The organism is Streptomonospora wellingtoniae, assembly GCF_031845375.1.
GTDB lineage: Bacteria > Actinomycetota > Actinomycetes > Streptosporangiales > Streptosporangiaceae > Streptomonospora > Streptomonospora wellingtoniae.
Genome location: NZ_JAVREK010000023.1, coordinates 1 through 24251 on the forward strand (window position 1 = coordinate 1; position 24251 = coordinate 24251).

General features: G+C 70.1%; 13 protein-coding genes. 2 read left to right on the forward strand and 11 right to left on the reverse strand.

The window, feature by feature from the left end:
- Positions 1-222: 222 nt before the first annotated feature.
- From RM446_RS19160 to RM446_RS19175, 4 genes are all read right to left on the reverse strand, one after another.
- A complete protein-coding gene (locus RM446_RS19160; protein WP_311546741.1) occupies positions 223-1614 on the reverse strand; it encodes an FAD-binding oxidoreductase in 1392 nt (463 codons plus the stop codon).
- Between the two features lie 446 nt (positions 1615-2060).
- On the reverse strand, positions 2061-3323 hold the full coding sequence (locus RM446_RS19165; RefSeq protein WP_311546742.1) for a Zn-dependent hydrolase: 1263 nt from the start codon (positions 3321-3323) through the stop codon (positions 2061-2063).
- Between the two features lie 12 nt (positions 3324-3335).
- Positions 3336-4520: an amidohydrolase gene (locus tag RM446_RS19170; RefSeq protein ID WP_311546743.1), complete on the reverse strand. Its 1185-nt coding sequence runs from the start codon at positions 4518-4520 to the stop codon at positions 3336-3338.
- 104 nt (positions 4521-4624) lie between these two features.
- Positions 4625-6199, reverse strand: coding sequence for an AbgT family transporter (locus RM446_RS19175; protein WP_311546744.1), 1575 nt, complete (start codon positions 6197-6199; stop codon positions 4625-4627).
- 127 nt (positions 6200-6326) lie between these two features.
- Here RM446_RS19175 and RM446_RS19180 point away from each other — a divergent pair, with 127 nt between their 5' ends.
- Together RM446_RS19180 and RM446_RS19185 are read left to right on the forward strand one after the other, a co-directional pair.
- Positions 6327-7382, forward strand: coding sequence for an Lrp/AsnC family transcriptional regulator (locus RM446_RS19180; RefSeq protein WP_311546745.1), 1056 nt, complete (start codon positions 6327-6329; stop codon positions 7380-7382).
- 85 nt (positions 7383-7467) lie between these two features.
- Positions 7468-8703 (forward strand): allantoate amidohydrolase, encoded by a 1236-nt coding sequence (locus RM446_RS19185; RefSeq protein WP_311546746.1) that lies wholly within the window; start codon positions 7468-7470, stop codon positions 8701-8703.
- A gap of 219 nt (positions 8704-8922) precedes the next feature.
- Here RM446_RS19185 and RM446_RS19190 read toward each other — a convergent pair whose 3' ends face one another.
- The 7 genes from RM446_RS19190 to RM446_RS19220 all read right to left on the reverse strand — a co-directional run bounded on the left by RM446_RS19190 (position 8923) and on the right by RM446_RS19220 (position 24217).
- Positions 8923-11082 carry a DEAD/DEAH box helicase gene (locus RM446_RS19190; protein ID WP_311546747.1) on the reverse strand — a complete coding sequence of 720 codons (2160 nt, stop codon included), beginning with the start codon at positions 11080-11082 and terminating at the stop codon, positions 8923-8925.
- Positions 11079-12416 carry a BREX system ATP-binding protein BrxD gene (gene brxD / locus RM446_RS19195; RefSeq protein ID WP_311546748.1) on the reverse strand — a complete coding sequence of 446 codons (1338 nt, stop codon included), beginning with the start codon at positions 12414-12416 and terminating at the stop codon, positions 11079-11081. Before brxD ends, RM446_RS19190 begins: the two co-directional genes overlap by 4 nt.
- 1 nt (position 12417) lies before the next feature.
- Positions 12418-15240 (reverse strand): BREX-2 system phosphatase PglZ, encoded by a 2823-nt coding sequence (pglZ, locus tag RM446_RS19200; RefSeq protein WP_311546749.1) that lies wholly within the window; start codon positions 15238-15240, stop codon positions 12418-12420.
- Positions 15241-15283: 43 nt separating this feature from the next.
- Positions 15284-19045 carry a phage resistance protein gene (locus RM446_RS19205; protein WP_311546750.1) on the reverse strand — a complete coding sequence of 1254 codons (3762 nt, stop codon included), beginning with the start codon at positions 19043-19045 and terminating at the stop codon, positions 15284-15286.
- Between the two features lie 304 nt (positions 19046-19349).
- Positions 19350-23066 (reverse strand): BREX-2 system adenine-specific DNA-methyltransferase PglX, encoded by a 3717-nt coding sequence (gene pglX, locus RM446_RS19210; protein ID WP_311546751.1) that lies wholly within the window; start codon positions 23064-23066, stop codon positions 19350-19352.
- A 154-nt stretch (positions 23067-23220) separates the two neighbouring features.
- The gene (locus RM446_RS19215) at positions 23221-23409 is read right to left on the reverse strand and encodes a DUF397 domain-containing protein (RefSeq protein ID WP_311546752.1); all 189 of its coding nucleotides are present in this window, start codon (positions 23407-23409) and stop codon (positions 23221-23223) included.
- Positions 23402-24217: a helix-turn-helix domain-containing protein gene (locus RM446_RS19220; RefSeq protein WP_311546753.1), complete on the reverse strand. Its 816-nt coding sequence runs from the start codon at positions 24215-24217 to the stop codon at positions 23402-23404. The genes RM446_RS19215 and RM446_RS19220 overlap by 8 nt, the downstream gene beginning before the upstream one ends.
- Between the last annotated feature and the right edge of the window lie 34 nt (positions 24218-24251).

Here is a 24251-nt window from a genome sequence, read left to right on the forward strand (position 1 = left end):
CTCCCCGCACCAAGCTTGTAGACGGGCTGTACGCACCAAGATCAAGCGGCGTCAGCCCGGGAACCACGCACCCATTTTGTTCCCCCGGTACGGCCGACCGCTAGGGAGGCCCCACACAGCTTGTAGCCATCGTCACTGAAAATCGTTTTCCTTCACGATAGCTACAAGATCGGCGGGCTCGGGCCCCGTGGACCGGTGATCAGCCGGTTGCGCGAGAGCCTGTCAGGCCGGCTTGATGTTGTGGTTGCGGTGGAAGACGTTGTCCGGGTCGTACTGCCGTTTGACCGCCGCCAGCCGCCGGTAGTTGTCCTCGCCGAGCCCCGCGACGATCCGCTCGGCCCCCTCGTTGCCGATGAAGTTCAGGTACACGGCGCCGATCGACCACGGGAGCATGTCCGCGCGGACGTCGCGCGCCCACTGCCTGCCGCGCTCGTCGTCGGCCGGGTCGTCCCACAGCCCGAACGGGTGCACGCACCAGGGCGCCTTGCGCCAGGGCAGCGGGTAGTCGGTGTCCGGCCTGGAGACCTGGCCCCCCTGCGGGAACAGGACGTGCTGTGACGAGGACGGCATGATCATCTGGTCGGCCCGGGCGCAGAAGAGGTCGACGGCCTCGTCGGGGACCTCGCCGAGGTACTCGGCCGACCAGTAGTTGCGCAGTCCCGGCGGGTCGTCGAGCATGCACTGCAGCTCTGCATACGGCAGTTGGGCGGTCATCCCGCCCTCGTGGCCGAGCTCCTGCATCGGCCGAACGGCCTCGCGGCCGTCCCGCTCGTCGCCCGCGTAGGTCACCAGTGCGGCGCACGTCAGGCTGCCGACCAGGTGCTCGGGCACGAACTCCTCCGGAGGACCGGTGAGGTACAGAACGCCCCCGCCGACCTCGTCCGGGGCCTGCTCCGCGAAGTCCCGGAAGGCCCGGACCACATCCGGTCCGGCGTCGCGGCTCCACAGCATCAGGGCCGCGGTGATCGAGGGGAGCGGGTGCAGCCTGAGAGTGAGCGAGGTGACCACCCCGAAGTTGCCGCCGCCCCCGTGCAGCGCCCAGAACAGCTCGGGGTTCTCCTCCGCCGACGCGTGGACCAGCGCACCGTCGGCGGTGACCACGTCGGCCGCGAGGAGGTTGTCGCAGGCGAGCCCGAACTTGCGGTCGATCCAGCCCGTTCCGCCGCCCAGCACGAACCCGCCGACACCCGTCGTGGAGACCCGGCCGCCCGTGGTCGCCAGGCCGAAGCGTTCCGTCGCGCGGTCGAGGTGGCTCATCGTGGCGCCGCCCGCCACGCGTGCCGTCATCGCCTCGGGGTCGACGTGCACCGCGGTCATGCGGCGCAGATCGACAACGAGCCCTCCCTCGGTCGTCCCCATGCCGGCGACGCTGTGGCCCCCGCCGCGTATCGACACCTCCAGGCCGTGATCCCGCGCGAACGCGACAGCACGGGCGACGTCCTCGACCGTCTGGCACAGGGCGATGACGGCGGGGCGGGCCTCGATCATCGCGTTGAACACGGCGCGCGACTCCTCGTAGGAGGGGTCCGCGGCCTCCACGACCTCCCCCGCGAACTCCTCCCGGAGGAGGTCCACCTCCGAGTGGGCCACCGATGTGCTGTTCAACCGGGTCATGGCGGACTCCCTTCGCCGGCCGGACCCGACCGGGGGCCGCGCGGTCCCCGACCACGGCGGGGTCTCCTTGACGGGCCCCGTCGCCACGTGTGTCGGCCCGGCGCTTGAAGCCTAAACCCCCTGGTCACAGACTTAAACGGGGTTGCGCATTCCGTGCGCAGACTTGACCGGCCCGGCTGCGGCGTTTCCCCGGAGGTGGCGCGGCCGCCGCCGTCCCCGCAATCGCCGCGCACCGTGCCGCCGTACAGAGTCCCGCCCGCACCGCGACAGCGGCGCCGGGTGAACTGGACGGAATCGGCCGCCCGCGGCGGTGCGCACCCGTGGGACCGCCGGTTCGGTCGCGGTCGACCGTACGCGGTCGCCGCATTCGCCGTCCGGCATCCGCCGTCCCATCGCGGCCGCGCCCGCTCGGCGGGGGCGTGGCCGCGGCGCTGCCACCGGGACCCTCACGCGCGGTCGGCACTGCGGTCCAAGTCGACCAGTGCCTGGGCCAGGGCACGCGCTCCCGCGGCGAGATCCTCCGGGTCGGTCCATTCCTCCGGGCAGTGGCTGCGGCCACCGTGCGACGGCACGAACAGCATGCCGATGGGGCACAGCAGCGCCATGTGGGCGGAATCGTGCCCCGCTCCGGAGAAGAGGCGGCGTGTGGCCATTCCGTGGCGATCGGCCGCCGACGCCAGGACGTCCTGCACGCCCGGGTCCGCGGCGACCGGTGAGACCGACGACAGCGGGTGCACCTGCACCTCCACCCCCCGTTTCGCCGCGGCCTCGCGTGCCGCCGTGCCGAGCCCGCTGGCGGCGGCGTCGAGCCGCTCCCGGTCGGCGGCACGGAACTCCGCCCACACGCGTGCGGTTCCGGGGACGACGTTGGCCGCACCGGGCTCCACCTCAAGCCGCCCGGAGGTTCCCACGCTCCCGTCGGCGCCAGCCAGCTCCTCGACGGCGAGCACGGCTTCCGCCGCCGCGCACAGCGCGTCGCGGCGCATGTCCATCGGTGTCGCCCCGGCGTGGTCGGGTTGCCCGGTGAACTCCAGGAGGTGGCGGTCGATTCCCGCGATCGCCGTCACGACGGCCAGCGGATAGCCCTGCTGCTCCAGCACCGGTCCCTGCTCGATGTGCAGTTCGACGAAGGCGGCGAGTTCGTCGTCCGTCCAGGCGCAGTCGGCGACGGAGGCGGGATCACCCCCTGCGCGGGCGAGCCCTTGTGCGAGGCTCTCGCCGGTGGCGTCGGTGAGCGCCAGGTCGCGTTGTGACAGAGCCCCCGCCAGAGCGCGGCTTCCGACGCAGCTCAACCCGTAGGCGTTGGCCTCTTCGTTGAAGAAGTCGACCACGCGCAGCTCATGGTGCAGCGTGATACCGCTCTCGTGGAGCGTGCGCACCGCTTCGAGGGCGGTGAGCACACCGGCGATGCCGTCGAACCGTCCGCCTCCCTCGACGGTGTCGGTGTGCGAGCCGGTCGCCAGCGCACGTCCTCCGGCACGGCCCGCACAGGTGCCGATGAGGTTGTTCGCCGCATCCCGCCGCACCCGCAGCCCGCAGTCGGCCATGCGCGAGGCGAGCCACTCCCGGGCGGACGTGTACTCCTTGGAGTAGGCGCGGCGGGTCCAGCCCGGGTGGGACGGTTCGGTGAAGGTGGCAAGGGTTTCGACGTCGTCGCGGATCCGGTCGGCTGAGCACGGCGGAACCGCCGGTGCGGACGGGTTGGTCACGTGTCTCCTTCGTCAGGACGAGTGGTGGGCAGCGTGGGCGGCGCTGATGAGGTCGGTCTCGGCGTACAGCCGGGTCGCGCAGTCGGCCAGCAGCAGTGCCCCGTCCAGCACCGCCCGGTCCCCTGGAGCGCTGCCGGCGGCCTCGGCCGCCTCCGGCGTGTGCAGGACCAGCCCGGGGGCGAGTTCGAGGCAGGGGTGGGCCGAGGGGACGACGGCGCTGACATTGCCCATGTCGGTGGACCCCAGCACCGCGGCTTCGGCGGTGTCGTCGAGTGCGCGCCCGATTGCGCCGAACCCCTCCGCACACACCTGTGCGAGCACCCCGTTGGTCCGCAGCGCAGCGTAGGCGGGGGTGGGTTGGGTGATCTCCACCTGTGCGCCCGTGGCGAGGGCGGCCCCGCGAGCGCAGTCCTTCACCGCCGGCAGGAGGCGGTCGCGCAGGTACGCGTCGTCCGGTGAACGCACGAAGACGCGAAGCGCCGCCCGCGCCGGGATGATGTTGGGCGCCTGGCCGCCGTCGGTGACGATCGCGTGGACCCGCGAGTCCGAGCGCAGTTGCTGGCGGAGCAGCCCGATGGCAGTGAGGGTGAGACTGGCCGCGTCGAGGGCGTTGACGCCGTGCTCCGGTGCGCCGGCGGCGTGGGAGGCGCGGCCCTGGAACTCGATCTCCAGGGCGACGCGGGCAAGCGCGTCCATGTGCACCCGGTCCTGCCCGGCGGGGTGCACCATGAGGGCGGCGTCCACCCCGTCGAGGTATCCGGCTTCGATCAGGTGCGCCTTGCCGCCCCCGCCCTCCTCAGCGGGACTGCCCAGCACCCGGAGGGTGCCCGGGAACTCCGGGTGCCGCGCCAGCCACGCCGCCACCGCCTGCGACGCCCCGAGCCCCGCCGCCGCGATGACGTTGTGCCCGCATCCGTGCCCCAGGCCCTCCAAGGCGTCGTACTCGCAGAAGAGCGCGATCGTGGGCGCGTCGGGATCATCGCTGTTGCCTGCCGTCGCCGCGAAGGCGGTGGGCATGCCCGCGGCGCCGGACTCGACGTCGAAGCCGTCGGCGGCCAGGGCCCTCTCCAGCAGCGCTGCGGCACGGTGCTCGGTGAAGCGCACCTCGGGATGTGCGTGGATCTCCCGGCTCGCGCTGAGGATTGCGGGCTTGAGCCCGTCGAGGACGCTGCGCAGTTCGCCACAATGGTCGGGCACGTGATCTGGGCCTTTCGGTGAGTGTGGGGTACGGGTGCCGAGCGCCTCGGCTGAGCTCGGGAACGGCGGGCCCGCAGGGGCGGGCCCGCCGGACGGTCGCCGGGTCACTCCGGCAGGTGCAGGCTCTCGCCGGGCCCGATGGGAATCCCGAGCAGGGTCCAGACGATGAACAGCAGCAGCCAGCTCACGTAGAACGTGACCGTGTAGGGCACCATGAGGGCGAAGAGGGTGCCCAGCCCGGCCTTCTTGTCGTACTTCTGCATGAACCCGATCATCACGGCGATGTAGGGGCTCAGCGGAACGATGCTGTTGGTCGAGGAGTCCGCGATCCGGTAGGCCGCCTGCACATAGGCCGGGTTGATCCCGTTCAGCATGAACATCGGCACGAAGGCCGGAGCCTCGACGGCCCACAGCGCGGAGCCGCTCGCGATCAGCATGCTCAGCACGACGGTCAGCAGGCTGAACGCGACGAGGCCCACCAGGCCGCCGATGCCCAGGCCCTCCAGCAGGACGGCGCCGTTGACCGCCACCCACAGCCCCAGGCGGGTCCAGTCGAACCAGGCGATGGCCTGCGCAGCGGCGAACATCAGCACGAGGAATCCGGACAGGTCCCGGACCGCTTCCGCCATCATCCGCGGGACGTCCCCGGTGTTGCGGATGGCGCCCACCGTGGTGCCGTAGGCGACGGCCACGGCGACGAACAGCAGCAGCAGGATCGGGATGACGCCCTCAAGCAGCGGCGACTCCAGGATCGCGCCGTTCTCTCCGCGCAGCGGGGAACCTGAGGGCAGGACGGCGGCCACGACCACGGCGATGTAGGCGAGTGCGACCAGCCCGGCGTTGCGCAGCCCGCGGCCGGCCTTCGGGTTCTCCTCGACGGCTTCGGTTGCGCCGTCCTCCGCCGGCTGCGCGGGGTCGGCCCCGCCGTCCTCGTCCGGGGTGCCCTCATAGGCCCCCAGGCGCGGTTCGACGATCCGGTGCGTGACGAAGACGCCCACGGAGGTGAGCAGGACCACGGAGAAGGCCATGAAGAAGTAGTTGGCGAGCGGCGAGACGGTGACGCTGTCGTCCACGATCCCCGCCGCCTCCGTGGAGATGCCGGACAGCAGCGCGTCCGTGCCGGCGATCATGAAGTTCGCGGAGAAGCCCGACCCGACCGCGGCGAAGCCCGCTGCCAGGCCGGCCAGGGGGTGGCGCCCCAGCTGGAGGAAGACGACGGCGGCGAGTGGCGGGATGACGATGAACGCGGCGTCTGAGGCGAGGTTGCCGCAGATTCCGGTCAGGATGATCGCCGCCGTCGTCACCTTCCGGGGGGCCTTGAGGATCGTCCGCTTGATGAGCGTCTCGAGCAGCCCGACCCGCTGGGCCAGTCCGATACCCAGCATCATCGTGAGAACGAGTCCCAGCGGGGGGAACTCCACGAAGTTCGGGAGCATCGAGGTCAGGACGTGAACGAGGCCCTCGCCGGAGAGGAGGCTGCGGACCGCCACCTGCTCCCCGGTCTCCGGGTCGGCCACCGTGGCTCCGGTGAGACTCACCAGCCAGGAGACGACCGCGATGAAGAGGGCGAGGTAGATGAAGAGCATGAACGGGTGCGGCAAGCGGTTGCCGGCCCGTTCTATCCCGCCCAGCAGGCGCGCGAGCACGCCGTCCGCGCGCTTCTTTGCCTTGACGGCCATGGGTCATCGCTCCTTCGGCTGGCTCCGGGGGAGCACAGGGGGACGTCGGCGAAACTTCCCGTTATGGTGAGCTATGTGATCAGCAAGGTCAGTAAATTTGCAGAATGTTTTTGGTACGTTCGGATCCATGCAGGAATATGCCAGCCTCGACGAGCTGGATCTGAGTATCGTCAGCGCCTTGCAGCTTGAACCCCGGGGCACCTGGTCGCGGATCGGGTCCGCCCTGGGGGTCGACGCGGTCACCGTCGCACGGCGGTGGGCGCAGATGGCCGACTCCGGCAGCGCCTGGATCACCTGCTCGCCCGGTCCCAGCCAGTACACCGTCCTGTGCACCGCGTTCATCGACGTCCAGTGCGAGGCGGGGCGCACATCGGAGGTGGCCGCCGCGGTCTCCGCGATGGCGCAGGTGGCGACGGTGGAGCACGTGAGCGGCAACCGGGACCTCTACCTGACGGTGTTCGTCCCCGACCTGGCGGCACTGTCCGGCTTCCTGCTCGACGTTCTGGCAGGGCTGCCCGGCGTCCGTGAGACCCGCACCCAGATCGCGACCCGGGTCTATGCGGAGGGCAGCGGCTGGGACCTGCGGGCCCTGGACTCCCAGCAACGGGCGAAAATGGAGGAGTCCGGCACCTCCAAGGCGTCGACGGTCAACAGCCGCTACTCCCTGACCGACCGGGACCGCGAGCTCGCCGCCCGCCTGTCCTACAACGGCCGGGAGTCCTACACCGACCTCGCCGCGCACCTGGGCGTGGGCGTGAGCACAGTGCGGCGCTGGCTGCGCCACCTGATCGTCGACGGGCACCTCTCGATCCGCTGCGAGATCGCGCGCCCCCTGTCCGACTGGCCCGTCTCGGCCAGCGTGTGGTCGGATGTCGCCGCCGGCGACCTCGACCGGGTCGCCCAGCTTGTCGCCTCACTGGCGGAGACCCGCATGTGCATGACCCTGACCGGGGGGCCCGCCAACCTGCTCTTCAGCGTGTGGCTGCGCACCGCCGGCGACCTGCAGCGGCTGGAGATGGAGCTCGCCCGCCGCGTGCCCGCGATGACGATCGTCGACCGGGCGGTCGCCTTTCGCCACATCAAGCGGATGGGGCGGCTGCTCGACCGCGAGGAGCGAAGCATCGGCACGGTTCCGGTCGATGCCTGGGACGTCCCCGCTGCCCCCGCCCCGCCCCGGGTCTGACGTTGTGCCCGGCCGGGCCCGCCGCCCGCGGGAACCGGTACCGCCCCGCCATGAATCCACCGAACCAGAAGGGCGTGTCCACCCGATGACGAACAGCGCTTCCGACCTGAGCGACATCAACCGCCTGCTCGGCGCGATCGACGACGTCGGCCGCGACAGGGCCAACGGGGGGTGGTCGCGGCATCTCTTCGACGGTGCCGAACGCGAGTTGCGCACGTGGTTCACCGAAGAAGCCGGTAGGCGCGGCCTTGCGGTCGAGACCGATCGAAACGCCAACCTGTGGGCGTGGTGGCCGGAGCCGGGGCCGGACGCGGTCGTGACGGGCAGCCACCTCGACTCGGTGCCCGGCGGCGGACCTTACGACGGCCCTCTGGGCATCGCCGCCGCATTCGCCGCGGTGGGGCGGTTGCGGGAGCGCGGCTTCGTGCCGGAGCGCCCGCTGGCGATCGTGGCCTTCGCCGAGGAGGAGGGAACACGCTTCGGCCTTCCCTGCCTCGGGTCCGGCCTGATGACCGGGTCGATCAATGCCGACCTGGCCCGCCGAGCGCGCGACAGCGAGGGCACGACCCTCGCCGATGCCGTCGCCGCAGCCGGTCTCGCCCCGTCCGAGCTGGGAGCCGACCCCCAGACCCTGGGCCGCATCGGCCGCTTCGTCGAACTGCACGTGGAGCAGGGGCGGGCCTTGGCCGATCGCGACCGTCCGCTGGCGATCGCGGGCTCGATCCTGGGCCACGGGCGCTGGCGGTTCGGCTTCCGCGGCCAGGGCAACCACGCGGGGGCCACCGGCATGGACGACCGCAGCGACCCCGCCCTTCCCGCCGCTGAGCTGGTTCTCGCCGCCCGGCGGATCGCGAAGTCGGTGCCGGGGGCGCGTGCGACGGTGGGGCGGTTGCACCCGCGGCCGGGCGGCACCAACGTGATCGCCTCGGCGGTGGACGCGTGGCTGGACGCACGGGCCGCGACCGACACCCAGGTACGCGGGCTCGTCGAGCAGATCAGCGCCGCGGCCGAACACGCCGCCGCCGAGGAGGGGTGCAGCCTGGACGTGGTCGAGGAGTCCTTCGCCGAGGCCGTGCACCTCGACAGCGCGCTCAGCTGGCGGCTGGGCGCCACCATCGGCGACGTTCCCCGCCTGGACTCGGGCGCGGGCCACGACGCCGGAGTGCTGTGCGGACACGTGCCGACGGCCATGATGTTCGTTCGCAACCCGACCGGGGTGAGCCACTCCCCGGAGGAATGGGCCGAGCCCGACGACCGCGCCGCCGGTGCCGCTGCGCTCGCCGACGTCCTGGCAGAGCTGGCCGGCCCGACCGAGGTGTAGGCGTCCGTGCGTCACCGCCCGCGGTACCGGCAATCGCAGGGAACCGGGCGAGAACCCGGGAGTGCGCGGGGGTTCGCGGGGTGGGCAACAACCGTCCCGTGCACCCTGGTGCACCCTCGCCTGCGGGGCGGATGACGGGAGTGGGGCTGCGTAGCGGGTCGGCGCGAGGCGGTTGCACCCGGAGGTCGCCGTCAGCGGCGGCCGGGGGCGCGGCTCGCGTCATCGGTCGGCGGTGTCGACGACGAACCTGGTCGGCTCCTGCAGTACGCACCGGGCACCGTGCACGTCGGCTAGGCGGGCCGCCAGCGTCCGCTCGGCGAGGTGGTCGGGCAGGGCCGCGTTGAACTTCAGCCCGGCCAGGGCCTTGCGGTCGACCTCGGGCAGCGCGATCCGGTCGACCGCCGATTCGCGCAGTGCGGCCCATCCGGCTGGTTCGACCGACTCCTGGAGCCGCAGCCGGCGGTCGTTGGGCCGCTGCACGGGGTCCACGCCGGTGCTCAGCGTCGCCCGCAGCGTCAGGTTGGCCTTCGTCCCCGCCCACGTCCACCAGCGCAGGTCGCCGCCGGCGTCCCGGGTGACCACGGTCCCGTCCGGGTGCACGCGGTCCGCGTGGCGCTCCCGTGCCTGTGCCAGTGCCGCCGCAGCGCGCTTCGTCGACCGCACCGGCGGGTCGGCGCCCAGGAGCACGTCCCGCTGGGCGCGCGCCAGGTCGAACGACACGCCCGTATGCCCGGTCGACTCCCAGCGCGCCGTCCCTCCGTCGTCGGCGGGCTCGACGAAGCACCGGCTGCGCTTCCAGTCGACCCAGGTCACCGCCCAGCTGCGCCCGGCGAGCAGCAGCCGCCGCGGTCCGGCGCCCTCTTCGCGCGAGGCCAGCAGTGCGGGGTTGGCGCGACCGATCTCGGTGCGTCCGTGCAGCACCGTGAACTCCGGCGGCGCGGTGAAGACGCTCGTCAGCTCCATGAAGTGGCGGTGCCCGAACCTGCGCTCGGCCTCCGGACCGATCATCAGCATGCCGCCGTCGCGCTCCACGAAGCCTTCCGCGAGCAGGTGCGCGACGATGGGCTCGCCGTGGCCGAAGGGCTCGAGACCGGGCCACCACTCCGGCCAGAGCCGCTCGCCCACCTCGAACTCCTGCAGGCACAGGGCGAGCAGTTGCTGGGCGACGATGTGCCGCGGCTCGGGAGTCGGCGTGATCGGCTCCACCCGGTGCCGCCCCCACAGGTGCAGCAGTCCGGCCGCTTTGAGCAGCCCGTCCTCCGTGAGCGTCAGGAACAGGCAGTTGCGGACGGTCTCGGCGCGCCGCCCCGTCCGTCCGATGCGTTGGAGGAACGATGCGACGCTTCCCGGTGCGTCGATCTGGATCACGCGGTCCAGGTCGCCGACGTCGATGCCCAGTTCCAGCGTGCTCGTCGCGACGATGACGCAGTCGCGCGCATCGGCGAACGCCTCCTCCGCGCGGCGGCGCTCGTCGACGGACAGGGACGCGTGCGAGAGGAAGGTGGTGACGCCGCGGGCCCGCAGCCCCGCGCCGAGTTGTTCCACGACCCGTCGGGAGTCGCAGAAGACCAGCCGCTTCTCCCCGGCATGCAGGGCCGAGACCACCGTGGCCGCGTTGTCGAGGGAGCCGACGTAGTCGAGTTCCACGTCGCCGGGAGGAGGCGCGACGGCGGTCGCATCGTCCGCGGGCTCCACCACTGCGGGCGGCGCCTCGGGAGACACGACCCTCCCGGGCCGTGCGCTGGCACCGCTGCCCTGCAACCACGTGAGAAGCTCCGCCGGGTTGCCCACCGTCGCGGACAGCCCGACGCGCTGGATCGGGGCGCCGCGCAGGCGCGTGAGCCGCTCCAGCACAGACAGCAGGTGCCATCCGCGGTCGTCGCCGGCGAAGGCGTGCACCTCGTCCACCACGGCGGCGCGCACCCGCCCGAACAGCTCGTAGTGGTCGACCTTGGTGCTCACCAGCATCGCCTCCAGCGACTCCGGGGTGGTGAGCAGCACGTCGGGACGCTCGCGCAGCAGCCGCTGCCGGGCCGAGGCGGCGACGTCGCCGTGCCAGAGCCCGACCGAGCGCCCCATCCACCCGGCGTAGGCCTGCAGGCGCGGAAGCAGGTTGTTCAGCAGCGCCTTGATGGGGCACACGTAGATCAGCGAGACCCCCGGACCCCAGCCGCCGGCCATCGCCGAGAGCAGTGGGAACACCGCGGCCTCGGTCTTGCCGCCGGCCGTGGGAGCCAGCAGCACCGCGTCCTGGCCCTCGGCCAGCGGAGCGAGCGCTTCGCGCTGCAGCGGGCGCAGTCCGGGCCAGCCGAGCGTGTTGACGATGTGGTGGGCCAGCGTCGGGTGCAGCAGGTCCAGGTCGTGGCTCGGTGCGCTCACAGGTCCAGGTCCACCTCGTCGGCCGAGGCGGCACTCCGGGCCCGGGCGTTGCGCTCGACCTCGCTGAGGTCGCCCGAGTCGACGGTCAACCGGTAGTGCCGCCGCGGGTCGAAGTCCTCGACCTGGTCGACGCGGTCGCAGACGTCCACGAGCTTGCGCAGGAACAGCCGCGGCGCCACGCCGACCCGCCCGCCCAGCTCACCGGCGACCGCCTCTCCCAGTTCCATCAGGTAGGTGTCGTCGACCCGGGCACGCACGCGCTGCGGCTGGTCGGCGCCCTCGGCGTGCAGCTCCCGCACCGCCGCCCCGAGCCGGTGCAGCTTGTCCTGGTCGAAGCCGGTGAGGCGGACCTGGTCGGCGCGGAGGTTGTCGTGGGCGGGATCGGCGAGGAAGTCGGTGGCCAGTCTCTGGGCCAGCGGGGCGAGCCGCTGGACGCCTTGCGGTCCGTCGAAGAACGCCGGGGTTCCGGTGATGACGAGGTAGAGGCCGGGGAACCGGCCGCCGTCGATCTCGTCGAGCAGTTGGCGCAGGGCGTTGAGCGACTTCTCGCGCGTGTCGGTACGCGCCCGTTGCAGCGTCTCCAGTTCGTCCAGGACGACCAGCAGCCCCGGGTGGCCGCACCCCTGAAGCAGCGTCAGCAGCCCCTGCAGCGCCGCGAGCGCGCCGAAGTGGTCGAGGTCGCCCTTGATTCCCGCGTAGCGCTTCGCGGCGGCGGAGACGTTGGGCTGTCCGCCGAGCCAGGCGATGAGCGCCTCCGCGGTCGCGGCGTCGCCCTCGACCTGCGCGCGCTGGTAGCCGCGCAGCGCAGCCGCGAACCCCGGGTTGCTGCGCGCGACCTCGGCCAGTCGCCGCTCCAGCAGGTCGCCGACGGCCTCGGCCAGCGCCCGCTCGTCGGGCCCGTCGGAGCCTTCGGGAACGGTGCCGGCGTCGAGGACCTCCTCCTCCAGGGTGTAGACCCAGTTGTCCACGATCTCGCGCAGGGCGCTGGGCGGCTGGGTGGCGGTCGCCAGCCGCTCGGTGAGCCGCCGGTAGACGGTCTCCAGCTTGTGGAGGGGGGTCTCGGTCTCCGAGATCTGGATCTCGGTCACCGCGAAGTTCGCGCGTTTGGCGCGCTCGGCCAGCCAGCGCGTGAAGAACGTCTTGCCGGATCCGTACTCCCCGCGGACCGCCTTGAACCCGGCGCCGCCCGCGGCGGCGGTACCCAGCCCCCGCTCCACCTCGGGTTCGAAGCGCTCCAGCCCCACCGCGAACAGGTCGAGCCCCGACCGGGGAACGGTGCCCCGCCGCAGCGCATCGATCACCTCGCCGCGCCGGACCGCGCTGACCTGGTTCATCTCACCCGCCTCCGGGCAGGAACTGCCGCTTGAGCAGTTCCACGTTCAGCTCCACGGCGCGTTCGGACTCGGGCAGCTCCAGCACGGGGAAGCCCTCGATGTTGAGCACCTTCTTCACCATCTTCAGAAAGCGCACGGCTCGGTAGGCGGTCGCGGACTCTCCGGCGGCCGCGGCGACGTGGCCCACGTTGAGCCGCGGCCGCGCGCCGCCGCTCTCCGCCAGCGCGTCGACGACCTTCGCGATCTTCGCCGCATCGGGCGCGCGATGCACGTGGGAGCGGCTGAATTCGAAGATGTCGGTCTCGATCACCCGGGTGCCCAGCGACCTGCTGTCCCGAGTTTCGCCGAACAGCACCGTGTCCTGTGCGGGCGTAGGGCTCTTCCTGCGCCCGCCGCGTTTGGCGGATGCCGCCGCTTTGGGCGGGGAGTCGGCGGCCGGGGCGGCGGGAGGCGGTTCGGCGGCGCGCTGCTGCGCCGATCCGGCCAGCGGTCGGCTCCACCAGGCCGGTTCGAGTTGGGCGGTGCGCAGTGTCGAGAAGCCCTTGGGCAGCGGCGCGCCGAGCGGCAGCAGCGCCAGCACCGGGATGACGACCTCGGCCGCGGAGATGCCCCCGTGGTAGCCCTCCTTGCGGTCGGTGTAGCGGATCCGCTCGTCCCACGGCACGACGACGGTTCCGCCGCCCGCGAGCACCCGGTCCCCGGAGACCTCGACCTCGCCGTCCTCGGGAGTGCCGGTGCGGTAGCGGGCCGACTCGCCGTCGCGGGTGCGCTGGTTCTCTCCGCGGTCCCACACGTGCCCGTGGTCGGAGGTCAGCAGGACCGGGCAGCCCGCGCGGGCCGCCGCGTCCAGCAGCATCAGCAGTTTGCCGAGCCGTTCCAGGTGCCATTCGGGGTCGGGGTCGCCGCGGTCCTTGGCCAGGGCGTCGTCCACCACGTTGATGACCGCCGCGACCGCGGTCTCGGGCGCGGCGACCGCCTCGACGACCTCCTGCGGGAGGCTCTGGCCGATGGCGGTGTCGAGGTCGCGCTGGTAGAACAGGGCGGCGTCGCGGCCGCCGAATCCGGGCTGCCCCCACAGGCGGGTGAAGCCGGAGCGCTCCTTGCTCTGCCCGCCGGTCTGCAGCGCGCCCGACAGCAGCGAGGATCGCGAACACGTGGTGACCGATGGAAGGGTCGACAGCGCCCCCTCCCGGCGCGCGGTGTCCTCTGTCCCCCTGCCGATCTCCGCGAACCGGCCCAGCGCGGCGATCTGCTCGCCGAGCTGCACGGCGACCTCGGCGCTCATCCCGTCGAGGACGACGATCAGCGGCGCCTGGTGCTCGGCGAGCGGCCGGGCGACGGCGTGCAGAAGGTTCTCGGCGCGCAACTGCCGGTCGGTCCGGGAGTAGGAGCCGGTCCAGGCCGCGACCCGCTGGGCGAAGGAGCGGTCGAACTCGCCGCGCAGGTGCCGCACCCGCGCGTACAACCGCGTGTAGGCGTCGGTGAGGCTCGGTACCTCGGTGCGGGAGAACCGGACCGTGGTCGCCGCCCGGTCCACCCATCCGGTCTCGTCGATGTGCGCGGCCGCGCCCTCGGCGACGGTCCGCACGTCGAAGTGCCCGCCCGCGGCCCAGCGCAGCAGCCGGACGGCCGCGAGGGCGGCCGCCGCGTCGTGCCCGTCGTTGCTGAATCTGCGGTGCCGGCGCAGGTTCTCCAACGCGTCCTCGACGTCGGCGAGGTCTTGGGGCGCGAGCGTGTCGACGCGGTCGGGCCGCAGCAGCTTCGCGATCTCCTGGCCGAGGGCGGACAGGCGCGCGTCCAGACCGGCGGTCAGCACGCCGCTGCCGCGGGCAACCGACTCGGCGCCCAGCGAGCCGAGGATCTGCTCGGCCTGCCCGCCGATCTCGGCCGCCGAGCGGTGGTCGTCGCCGTCCATCATCCGCAGCACGGCCGCCTCGCAGGCGTCGCCGAAGCGGGAGAGCGTGTACTCGTCGGGCGCGTCGGATCCGAAGAACCGCTCGCGGGCGACGAGCCACGCGTCGCGTGCGGCCGTTCCGCCGGCCTGTTGTGCCCGCAGCAGCTCGGCGAGGACCAGGCCGGTCGGCAGCGCGTCGTAGACCTGGCCCTTGTCCAGCAGCAGGAACACCACCCGGGCGACCGGGCCGACCGCGGCCTCCAGTTCGGCGCGCAGGCCGTCGCGCTCGTCGTCGCGCAGCTCGGCGAAGCGTCCGACGCGGGCGTGGTCGCGGGTCCAGTCCAGCAGCGCCGCCGCGTCGATCCGGTCGTCCTTGTCCTTGCCGAACCGGACGGCGGTCACGACCCGCAGGGCCTCCTCGAGGCGGATCAGCCCGCCCGAGGCATTCAGTGCGGTGGTGGCGCGGATGTCGCGCAGGGCGTCGGCGAGCCAGCCCCACCGCCGCGAGTACAGCCGCGGGTCAAGCGAGAACGCGTTCAGCTCGCTGAGCAGCAGTTCCCAGTTGTTGACGCGGTTCACGGCGCCGCCGAGCAGGCGCCCGAGCAGCGCGGGGCCCAGCTCCTCGCCGGTGCACGGGGTCAGCAGCACCTGGTAGTCGGCGCCGTCGAGTGGTCGGCTGAGCCGGTCGAGCACGGCGAGCACCGTGGGAGCCGCCGCGACGCGGACCCGCACGTGCCTGTTCTCGTGCTCGGCCGTGATCTCCTCCGGTCCGTCCCATTTCGGTGCGGCGGTCAGCGCGACCGTGCGCGCGCGGGACCGCGGTCGGCCGCGCTCGACGCGGTCGGCCTCCTGCTCCAGCGCGCGCACCAGGGCGCCGGCGACCGCGTCGGCGGTGACGGTCTGCTCCGCTGCGGTGTCGATCGCGGTCATAGGGCCTTCCCCGGAGCCGTGTGCGCCGTGCTGCTCGCCCTGCTCACTTGATCACCCGCACGGTGATCTCGATCTCGGCGTCCGCGTCGACACCGAGTTCCTGCCGCAGCGTCCGGATGACGTCGGCCGGGTCGTCTTGGGCGGACAGGCGGCGCGTGGCCGTGTGCTCGCCGGTCTCCGGGAGGGTGACCTGTTGCTTCCCGTTCGGCCTGTCGACGGGCTCGGGCGGCTTCGGACCCGGGCCGGTCGGCTGCGGCTTGCGCACCAGCAGCGAGAACGCCTCCCGCCCGACCTTCTCCAGCTCAGTGGCGATCCTGCGCTGCTGCTCGTTGTTGCGGGCGTTCTGCCGCAGACCCTCCAGGAGCTGCGCCGCCTCCTCGGCGTGCTCGCCGCCCTGCTCGGCGCGTTCGGCGAGCGCCTCGATGTTCTGCCACTGCGCCGCCGCCAGCGCTTGGGCCACGGCGGAGGCGGAGTCCATGCTGTCGCGGTAGACCTTGGGCTCCTGGGACAGCTCGGCCCGGGCGAGGGCGGTGACGAGCTCGGTGTCGTCGGCCAGGCCGCGCATGCGCTTGAGCAGGTCGTGTGTCGCTTTGGCCGTCGCGATCCGCGGCGCGTCCTCGTCCAGCCCCAGCAGCGCGGCCCGCTTGCGCAGTTCGGTCAGCAGCGACTCGGTGGCGGCCTGCCACCGGTTGGCCTGCTCCTTGAGCTGCTCGGCGAGGCGCTGCACGGCTCGCGCGTTGCGCACCGGCTGCTTCGGCAGCTTGAAGATCCCGTTGGCCCGCTCGTTGGCGCGTTCGAAGTCCCCGGCGGAGGGCAGTTCCTGGCGCTTGAGAACGATGTCGCCTTCGAGCTGGCCGATACCGACCGCGGTGTAGCGCTTGCCGCCGCGCATCCAGGCCCGGTCGGACTGGATGGCGTAGACGAGGACGAGCAGGTCCACCACGTCGTCGGGCAGCCCGGAGCCTTCGGCGGTGTCGCGAATCCACTCCTTGAGGTGGCGGACCCGGATCTCGGTGGTGTCGGCCTGGGCGCTGCGCGCGGCCTTGTCGAGGGCCGTCATCCAGTCGTCGCGCAGCACGAAGACCTCGCTGACCTGCGCGATCCTCAGTTCGTGGGCGACGCGGCGCAGCACCGGAAGCGCCGTCTTCGGCGGCTCGTAGCGCTGCAGCCGGTCGGCCTGGGCGGCCTCGACCGCCTCCAGCACCGCCGAGAGGTCCTGGCGGCGCACCGGCGTCCGGCTGCTGCCGCCGGAGGAGAGGTCGGGGTGCTCGGGGTGCATGTGGGTCAGCAGTTTCCCGCAGACGCGCTCCAGCGCAGCGGGGAACTGGCTGCCGGCCTCCAGGCTGATGCTCGCCGCCGGGGGAAAGGCGTGAATGTGGCTGTCGATGAAGGAGGTGTAGTCGGTCTCGTTCGGCTCGACCAGCCCGTAGGCGCCGCGCATCAGCCCGCGGAGCTGGGTCTCGAGCTGGGCGCGCTGGTTGTCGAGCTGGGCGGCGGCCTCGCGGCGGTCCTCGGAGCTCCAGTCGGGTGCCTTCTGCTCGATAACGCCGGGCTGCAGCAGGTTCTCCACCATCAGCAGCCGCCGGGCGTCCTCGAGGCGGGCGGGCGAAAGGAAGTTCGGCAACCAGGCGACCGTTGCGGGCGGCTCACTGAACTCCTCGCGCAGCCGCTCGATCCGTTCGCGATCGTCGGACGGGTGCTTGTCCTCCTCGTCGAAGGGGTAGTCGACGACGACGCGCAGCGCGCCCGCGGTGTCGGGCACGAACCGCTCGCGGTGCAGCCGGTCCTCGGAGCGGACGTTGCCGTAGTCCAGCTCCACGACACGGCGGGTGCCGCGCCAGACGACCTCGGTGCGGGTGGCGCCGGCGTCCAGGGCCAGCTCCTGCCAGAGCAGCCGCTTGAACAGCTGGTTGAGCGCGTGGTCGTTGGCGGCGCTGTAGACCTGGCGCATCAGCGACTCGGTGTCCACGCGCAGCAGGTTCAGGGAGACCGTGGGGTTGGTGGTCTGGTTGCCCACCCGGATCTCGCCGAACTGGCCGTTGAGGTCGCGGAAGAAGTCCGCCACCCGCTCGATGTCCTGCCCGGTGCGCCGGGCGCGCACGATGCCGTGGTTGAGGCCGATGAGGCGGCTGGCGGTGAGGTCCTTCAGCGCCGGGACGTTGGGCGCCAGCCCCGACAGCAGCAGCGTCTTGACCAGCAGGTCCTCGGCGCGGAAGGGGGCGCGGACGTCGAGGTTCGCGGCGTCGGCGTCGCGAAGGTCGTGGCGGTGCAGCAGCCAGGGGCGCACCTTCTGCCGGTAGAAGGAGCTGATCTTGGTGTACTCCGCGCTGAGGACGTCCTTGAACGGGCGGTCCTCGCCGTCGTCGAGCACGTCGAACAGCGCTCCGAGCGGGACGAGCTGGCCCACGGGCAGGCTGTCGCGGTGGTTGACCATGAGCTGGCGCATCAGCTTCAGCGCGCTGCGCTGGCGCTGGAGGGCGCCGGAGAGGTCGACCATGACGTGCAGCAGCGCCGGGGTGAAGGGGTAGAGCGCCCGGAAGTCCTCCCAGGAGTCGGCGTCGCCGCCCTCGGTGTCGAGCAGGGCGTCCTTGACTTCGGGGCTGGCGTTGCGGGTGTTCTCGAACGCGGTCGCGATCTCGGCGGCGGCGCTGTCGTTTTTGGGGCGCAGCAGGCGGTGCCGCACCACCTCGGTGAGGTTGCCGTCGGCCAGCTTGATGTGCCCGAAGCGGCCGTCCCAGTACTTCAGGGTCTGGTCGACGCCTGCGGTGCCCGCGCCGAGCCCGACGAGCTCGCGCAGGTCGCGCTGTCGGGGCACGAAGCTGATGACGGGGGCGGGGCGGTGGCTCTCGGAGGACTCCACCAGCTTGGCGACCCTCTGCACCTCCTCGTTGATCACCGACTCCTTGCCGATGAAGCGGGTGAAGCGCAGGATCAGCTCGTCCAGGAGGAGGATGACGGCGTCGCAGCCCAGCTCGTCCTTGGCGTGCCGGCTGATGATGGAGAGCCCTTCGTCCATGGTGACGAAGGCTTCGGCGCTGCCGTGCACGGTGTCGGCGTAGCGGGTGAAGTGGTGGTGGAGCAGGGCGCTGACGAGCTGCAGGCGGAGGCGCGCGGCGTCCTTGTCGTCGGTCCCGGAGGGGACGGCGAACGCCTGGTCGAGCAGTTCGGGCGTCCACGTCCGGGAGGTGGCCCACTGGCCCCACTGCTGCTCGTCGCCGGAGCCGTCGTCCGACAGCGCGGGCAGCCCGGCGATGAACGCGTCGTCGCCGAGGGTGGCGCGCAGGTTGCGGGCGTCGGCGAGGAGTCCGTCGGCGCGGTAGACCGGCGGCACCGGCGCGTCGGGGTACTCGGCGCGGACCTGGCGCACGTAGCCGCCGAGGATGGCGGACTCGATCGACTCGGCGTCCACGAGGTGGCTCTTGACCTGGATGAACCGCTTGCCGTTCAGCCAGTTCTCGTGCCGGTCGAGGAGGGCGGGCATCCGCGGGATGTCGCGCACGGCCGGGTTCTGCCGCAGGATCGCGTTGAAGACGGCCATGAAGTGGCTCTTGCCGGATCCGAAGGAGCCGTTGAGGTAGGTCGCGCGGGACTGGTTCTGCGCCAGCGAGCCCTTGACCGCGTCGAGGGCCTCGCTGAAGCACTCGGCGAGCTGGTCGGTGATCACGTACTGCGCGATCGCCTCGCTTTGGCCTTCCTCGACGCCTGCGGCGAGCTTGAAGACGAAATCGCCGTCGTGGATCTCCTCGGGGACCTCGATGAGGTCGCTGAGGACGCGCTTCGCACCGGGGGCTGGGGGAGCGGTCATCTGTGCGCGGCACCTTCCGATTCCGTCGTCAGGAAGTCGTCAGAACGTCGAAGGAGCGATACCGGGCGGGGGCGGGAGCGCTCGGTATCAACACTATGGGGCAGCTCTCGGACACGACACAGGGTTGTGAACAGCCGTTGTGACCGGTAGCGGCCGGTGGGGGCGGTGTGGCGGGGGCGGGTGGTGTAAGGGGTAGGGCGGGCGCCGGCGGAATTCGCGGCGGTGATCTTGTCCCAGCGGTCACGGGCATGGAGTGTGACCGCCGGGAGCGGGATCGGTGCGGGCGGCTGGGGCTCAGTCGGGGTCATGCACCGCTGCTGGTGCCCTTCCGGCCGCGCTTGGCCGGAGAGGGGCGCCAGTCGGCCATGTCGCTGGCGGTGATGCCGGTGGCGTTCTGCAGGGTGGACAGGTCCTCGGCGGCGAGGTCGGCGGGGGTCTCGCCGTACTCGTCGCGCTCGATGTGCCACTGGCGGACCCACGGCATCAACTCGGCGATCCCGGCGAGCAGGGGCGTCATCCGTTCCCGGTCGTCGGCCCAGCCGTGCTCGTTGATGCGGCTGTGCGCGAGCGTGCCGAGCGCGTCGGCCTGCTGGGCGTGGTCCCAGCCCGCCCAGCCGAGGACGAGGGTGCCGTCCTCGTCGTCCTCGGCGCCGGGGTAGGAGATGAAGCGCTCCTTCGGGACGTCGAGCTTGCCGCGGTTGGACCAGTAGGTCGGCTTGCGGAAGTCGCCGGAGGTGTACTTGGGCGGGACGGGGATGTTGAGGCGCTTCTCCGGCTCTCCCTCGGGGAGGTCGGCGTTGAGCGCATCCTCCTCGCGCTGCTTGTCCCAGACGTACTCCCACTGGCGCCGCTTGTCCATGCCGGTCTCTTTGTAGCGGAGCGCGGCGAGGTGGGGGACGTGCTCGGTCTGCACGACCTCCGCGATGACGGCGGAGAAGTCCTTGTCGGGGTCGTAGATCGAGGCGACGTCGGCGGCTTCGGGGTACTCGTCACGAACGCGGTTGGCGAGGGCGCGGAGGGAGAGCGTGCGGGGACGCTCCTCACCGAAGCCGTCGGTCTGGAACCAGAAGCGGCGGTCTTCGCACTTGTCCAGAAGCCAGGACTTGAGGGCGGCCTTCTGCTTCTTTTCCCAGGGCTCTGACTGCCAGCGCCGCTTGTACTCGGGGCGCTCGATCAGGCCGATGTCCTTGCGGGAGGTGATCAGCTCGATGCGCTTCTCGACGACCTTGCGGTACTCCTCCGGCCAGTGGGAGGGGAGGGTGGTGATTGGGGTTGAGTGGTGGCGGGTGAACCAGACAGTGGTTGTTTCGCCGGCCTGGACGTTCCGCGCGAGGAGAATCTCGAAGGCCCGTTCGCCCAGCTCGACCTCCGGGACTGTCGCGCTGCTGGAAAGGACCACCTCGGCGTGCTCTTCGTCAGAGATCAGGCCATAGCGATGGTAGACGTCCCAGTCGATTTCCTCTTGGAGAGCGATCATGCGGCGACGGGTGGCGATGTGCTCATCGCGGGTTTCATTGAGGCGGTCACGGGTGGGCGTGCTTTTTTCGGAAACTGCAGAAGGCTCCAGGCGAGACAGGTGCTGGGCTCCGGAGTCGATTTCCTTGGAGAGATCTAGGGGAAAAGACATGGGGAGGGGGAAGTTTTGGATCTTTGTTCCGGTGAACTCATAGAACCTCTCCCACTCGTCATGCATGAATCCGCCGGTCCCGGACTGGCTACCTTTGTCGTGACTCACCTGCTTCATCCAGAAACACGCCGCAGACGAATTAAGTACCCCGAGAATCTCCAGATGCTGATCCTTGGTGGCAGATTTCGGAAGCTTAATTACTGGCGCCGACCTGTTGAATACTTTCTCGCCTCGATCGAGTACGAAGTGATTGTGGGTGGCCACGAAGCTCATTCCGATTCCTAGTGGAATATTGAAGCGCTCCGGGTGCCATCGGCTCCACTCATACCAGGTCAGGCCGATCTCCTCATGTGTACCTCCTGGCTCTCTTCTTGTTTTTAGAAGTGAACGGAACTTCCATAGGTGTCTCGAGGTGAAATCATCAGCAAGTTCTGGCTGGAGATTATTTCCGTAGGGGAATACGGTCTCTGTGTTTGGTGCAATTGACCAGTCGCGTACAGTTTCACCCTCTACAAGAGGCTTGATTTTCTCAGGTGGTGCTTGATATCGGTGCCACGTTTTCACGGGGGCGAAGTAGGATTCGTCGCTGCCTGTGTGTGCTGTGCGTCCAATGATTCGGACTTTAGACTTCAGGGTGTCAGTGCCCTCGATTGTCGAGAAGAGTTCTCCGGATCCGCCGCCACTAAGACTCCAGGGGTGGGAGATGAAACTCTTCCAGGGGAATTCTGTGACAGTGACCCATTCTGACTCCGAACCAGGCTGGTGAAGTTGGCTCGTGATCGCACGCCAAACCAGGCCCTCTGCGGCGTGCTGCGGCTGCTGGGGCTCTCCACGGATCCCCAGAACGGCCCGGACGGACGCCTTGTGTGAGTTGAGCATGTTCCGGCCAACGAGGATGACAGTCGGTGTTCCGTGTCCCGGGATGTAGGCGCCCGAGGTATCGATGACGTGCGTCAGGCGCACCTCGTTTCGGAAGAATTTCTCGATCAGCTTTTTTCCGAATTCGCGCTTCATGAAGGAATTCGCCGTTATTTGTCCAACGTGGCCAGCGCCAACCTTGTCGCCACCGGCTCGCTTTGCGAGATTGAAGAACCGCTCTGCGAACGGGACGGACAAAGCGTAAGTTCCAGAGCAACTCGAGTACCTGGACCGGTAGTTGTCGTTCTCTTTCTTATCCTTCACCGTGATGTATGGCGGGTTTCCCACGACCACGTGGTAGCTATTTACGCCGAGCAAATCGTGCTTGTTAATATAGTCGGGGACGTCCTCTGTTGTGTATCGGTGAACACGGTCGGGCGTCGTCACCTCGCCTTTGCGGCCCGGTGCCCCTCGACCATGTAGCAGGGAATCACCGGCCGCTACCACGATTGGCCACTCCGGGTTGCTTTCTGTGAGCTGGTGGATGCCGCCTTCCTTCATGGCGGCTACCAGGAGACGGAAGCGGGCGATTGCCACTGCGAAGGGGTTCTTGTCAACTCCGTGGATGCTGCGTAGGGAGCGGCTGATCAGGTCCCACTCCGAGACGCCCGGTTCCGCCTCGCGCCACTTGTTGAGCAGGCGGTGGAAGGCTCCCAGCAGGAAGTGGCCGGAGCCGCAGGTGGGGTCGATCATGCGGAAGCCCTTGCTCTCCGCCTGGTAGATGCGGTTGCCGTCGAGGCCGAACTCCTTGACGGCCGGTTCGAGCGTGTAGTCGAGGATGAACTCCTCAACGAACTCCGGTGTCTGCAGCAGCGCGAAGTTCTTGCGGGCCGACTCCGAGAGGTCCTGGTAAAGGTCGCCGAGGAAGCGGGTGTCCCAGGTCTCGTCGGTGAAGTCGTGGACCAGGTGGCCATCGTCGCCGACCTCGCGCCAGAAGTCGATGAGGGCCTTCGCTGCTTGGTGGGACGGCGTGATGGTCCACATCGGGTTGTGGTTGCGGTCGAACAGGCCGGCGGTGATGCTGGAGACGCTCATCTCCTCGAACGTGTGCACCAGCCAGTCGCGGTCGGTGCGCTCCGGCGAGTCGGGTTCCTTCTCCCGCCACTCCAGCACCCAGGCATCCTTGAGTTCCTGCGCGATGTCGTAGCGGTTGCGCTCGTCGCGCGGGCCGGAGATGTAGGGGTGCTCCAGTAGACCGTTGTCCTCGCAGAAGCGCACGAAGACCGTCGCCAGCACCCAGGAAGCCGCCGCCTGGGTGACCCGCTCGTCCCGCCAGGTCTCGTAGGTGGCTGCGGTGCGCTCGGCCTCGAAGGCGCGTGTGTGCTCGCGACGCAGCGCGTCCTCGAAGAACTCTTCCTGTCCGTCTTCGCCGATCCCCTTGATGGCGGTGGGATCCTCGCTGCGCTCCCGGAGGTCCTGTTCCAGCAGCTTGACCTGCTTCTGCAAGTCCTTGAGCAGGGATGCATGGTCGACCACGGCGACTCCTGGCAGCGCGGGGGAGGGATGACGTACGCCCTCTATTGTCGAGGATCCCGCGCTTGTGGTCACCAGAACGGCTGATCATGGCCAGCCGGTAAACCGCCTGCCGAGGGGTCCGGGGCGCCCGGACCCCTCGCGTGTGCCAGCGGCGCTACAGCAAGCCGCCCTTCACGTCGGCGAGGAAGGCGGACCACTCCGAGGCAGAGAGGGTCAGATAGCCAGCTCCTCGGTTCTGGGTGTCGCGGACCTTGACCTGCTCCTGCGACTCCGCGACCTCCACACAGTCCTGGTGCCCCCCTCCGCTGTAGCTGGACTTGTGCCAGGCTCCGAACTCACCCATGTTCCAATCCTTCCAGCGTCTTCAGGATCAACCGCGCGGACTCGTCCGGCGAGAGTGCTGCTGCTTGGATCGCACCGTAGACGAGACGGAACCTCCGAACATCCTCGGGGGTGTCGATGATCTGACCAGAGTGCGCGGATTCGGCATAGACCACATCGGAGGCCCCGGGGGGAGAGATGATCTTGAAGGGTCCGGCCATCCCCGGGTGCCGACCGCAGACCACTTGCAGCGAGACACGTTCGTCGCTGATCAGGTCGGCAATGTGTGACAGTTGCTCTCTATGCAGGTCGTCCGATCCCATCTTCCGAGTGATCACGGAGTGATCGATCACGGCCCAATGAATCGGTGACTCGGATGCAACGAACCGTTCGGCACGTTCCATCCGGTTTCGGACGCTCACAGCGATCTCGTGCTGCGTCATCCACGGCGAAAGCGTGCAGACTGCGGCCTTCGCGTAGGCCTCAATCTGGAGCAAGGCCGGAAACATCATCGTCTGGGACTCCATGATCGCTGTGGCGTCCCGTTCGAGGTCTGCCAACTCGTCAAGCCAGACCGATCGACCGCTTCCCGTTAGTTCTTCCCATAGTCGAACAAGATGTCCATCTGCTGACAGGGCCTTGTCGACCTGGGCGATGAGTGAGCCCTTGGGGGTTCGTTCGCCACGTTCGATATTCGAGAGGTGTGAAGAGCTGATCTCCAGCTCTTTCGCAAGCTTGGCCTGCGTGATGTCTGCGTTTTCGCGCAGCCGTGAGAGTTCGCGCCCGAACCGCCGTGCCACGTCTTGAGTTGCTCCACTCATGGTTGTCATCTCAGCACAGAAAAACTCCCTGAGCCTCACCTCT

Excerpts from the sequence above, each read along its gene's own strand:
- RM446_RS19160 (WP_311546741.1), bottom strand. The coding sequence starts at position 1,614 with ATGACCCGGTTGAACAGCACATCGGTGGCCCACTCGGAGGTGGACCTC.
- RM446_RS19175 (WP_311546744.1), bottom strand. The coding sequence starts at position 6,199 with ATGGCCGTCAAGGCAAAGAAGCGCGCGGACGGCGTGCTCGCGCGCCTG.
- RM446_RS19180 (WP_311546745.1), top strand. The coding sequence starts at position 6,327 with ATGCAGGAATATGCCAGCCTCGACGAGCTGGATCTGAGTATCGTCAGC.
- RM446_RS19185 (WP_311546746.1), top strand. The coding sequence starts at position 7,468 with ATGACGAACAGCGCTTCCGACCTGAGCGACATCAACCGCCTGCTCGGC.
- brxD (WP_311546748.1), bottom strand. The coding sequence starts at position 12,416 with ATGAACCAGGTCAGCGCGGTCCGGCGCGGCGAGGTGATCGATGCGCTG.
- pglZ (WP_311546749.1), bottom strand. The coding sequence starts at position 15,240 with ATGACCGCGATCGACACCGCAGCGGAGCAGACCGTCACCGCCGACGCG.
- RM446_RS19205 (WP_311546750.1), bottom strand. The coding sequence starts at position 19,045 with ATGACCGCTCCCCCAGCCCCCGGTGCGAAGCGCGTCCTCAGCGACCTC.
- RM446_RS19215 (WP_311546752.1), bottom strand. The coding sequence starts at position 23,409 with ATGGGTGAGTTCGGAGCCTGGCACAAGTCCAGCTACAGCGGAGGGGGG.
- RM446_RS19220 (WP_311546753.1), bottom strand. The coding sequence starts at position 24,217 with ATGACAACCATGAGTGGAGCAACTCAAGACGTGGCACGGCGGTTCGGG.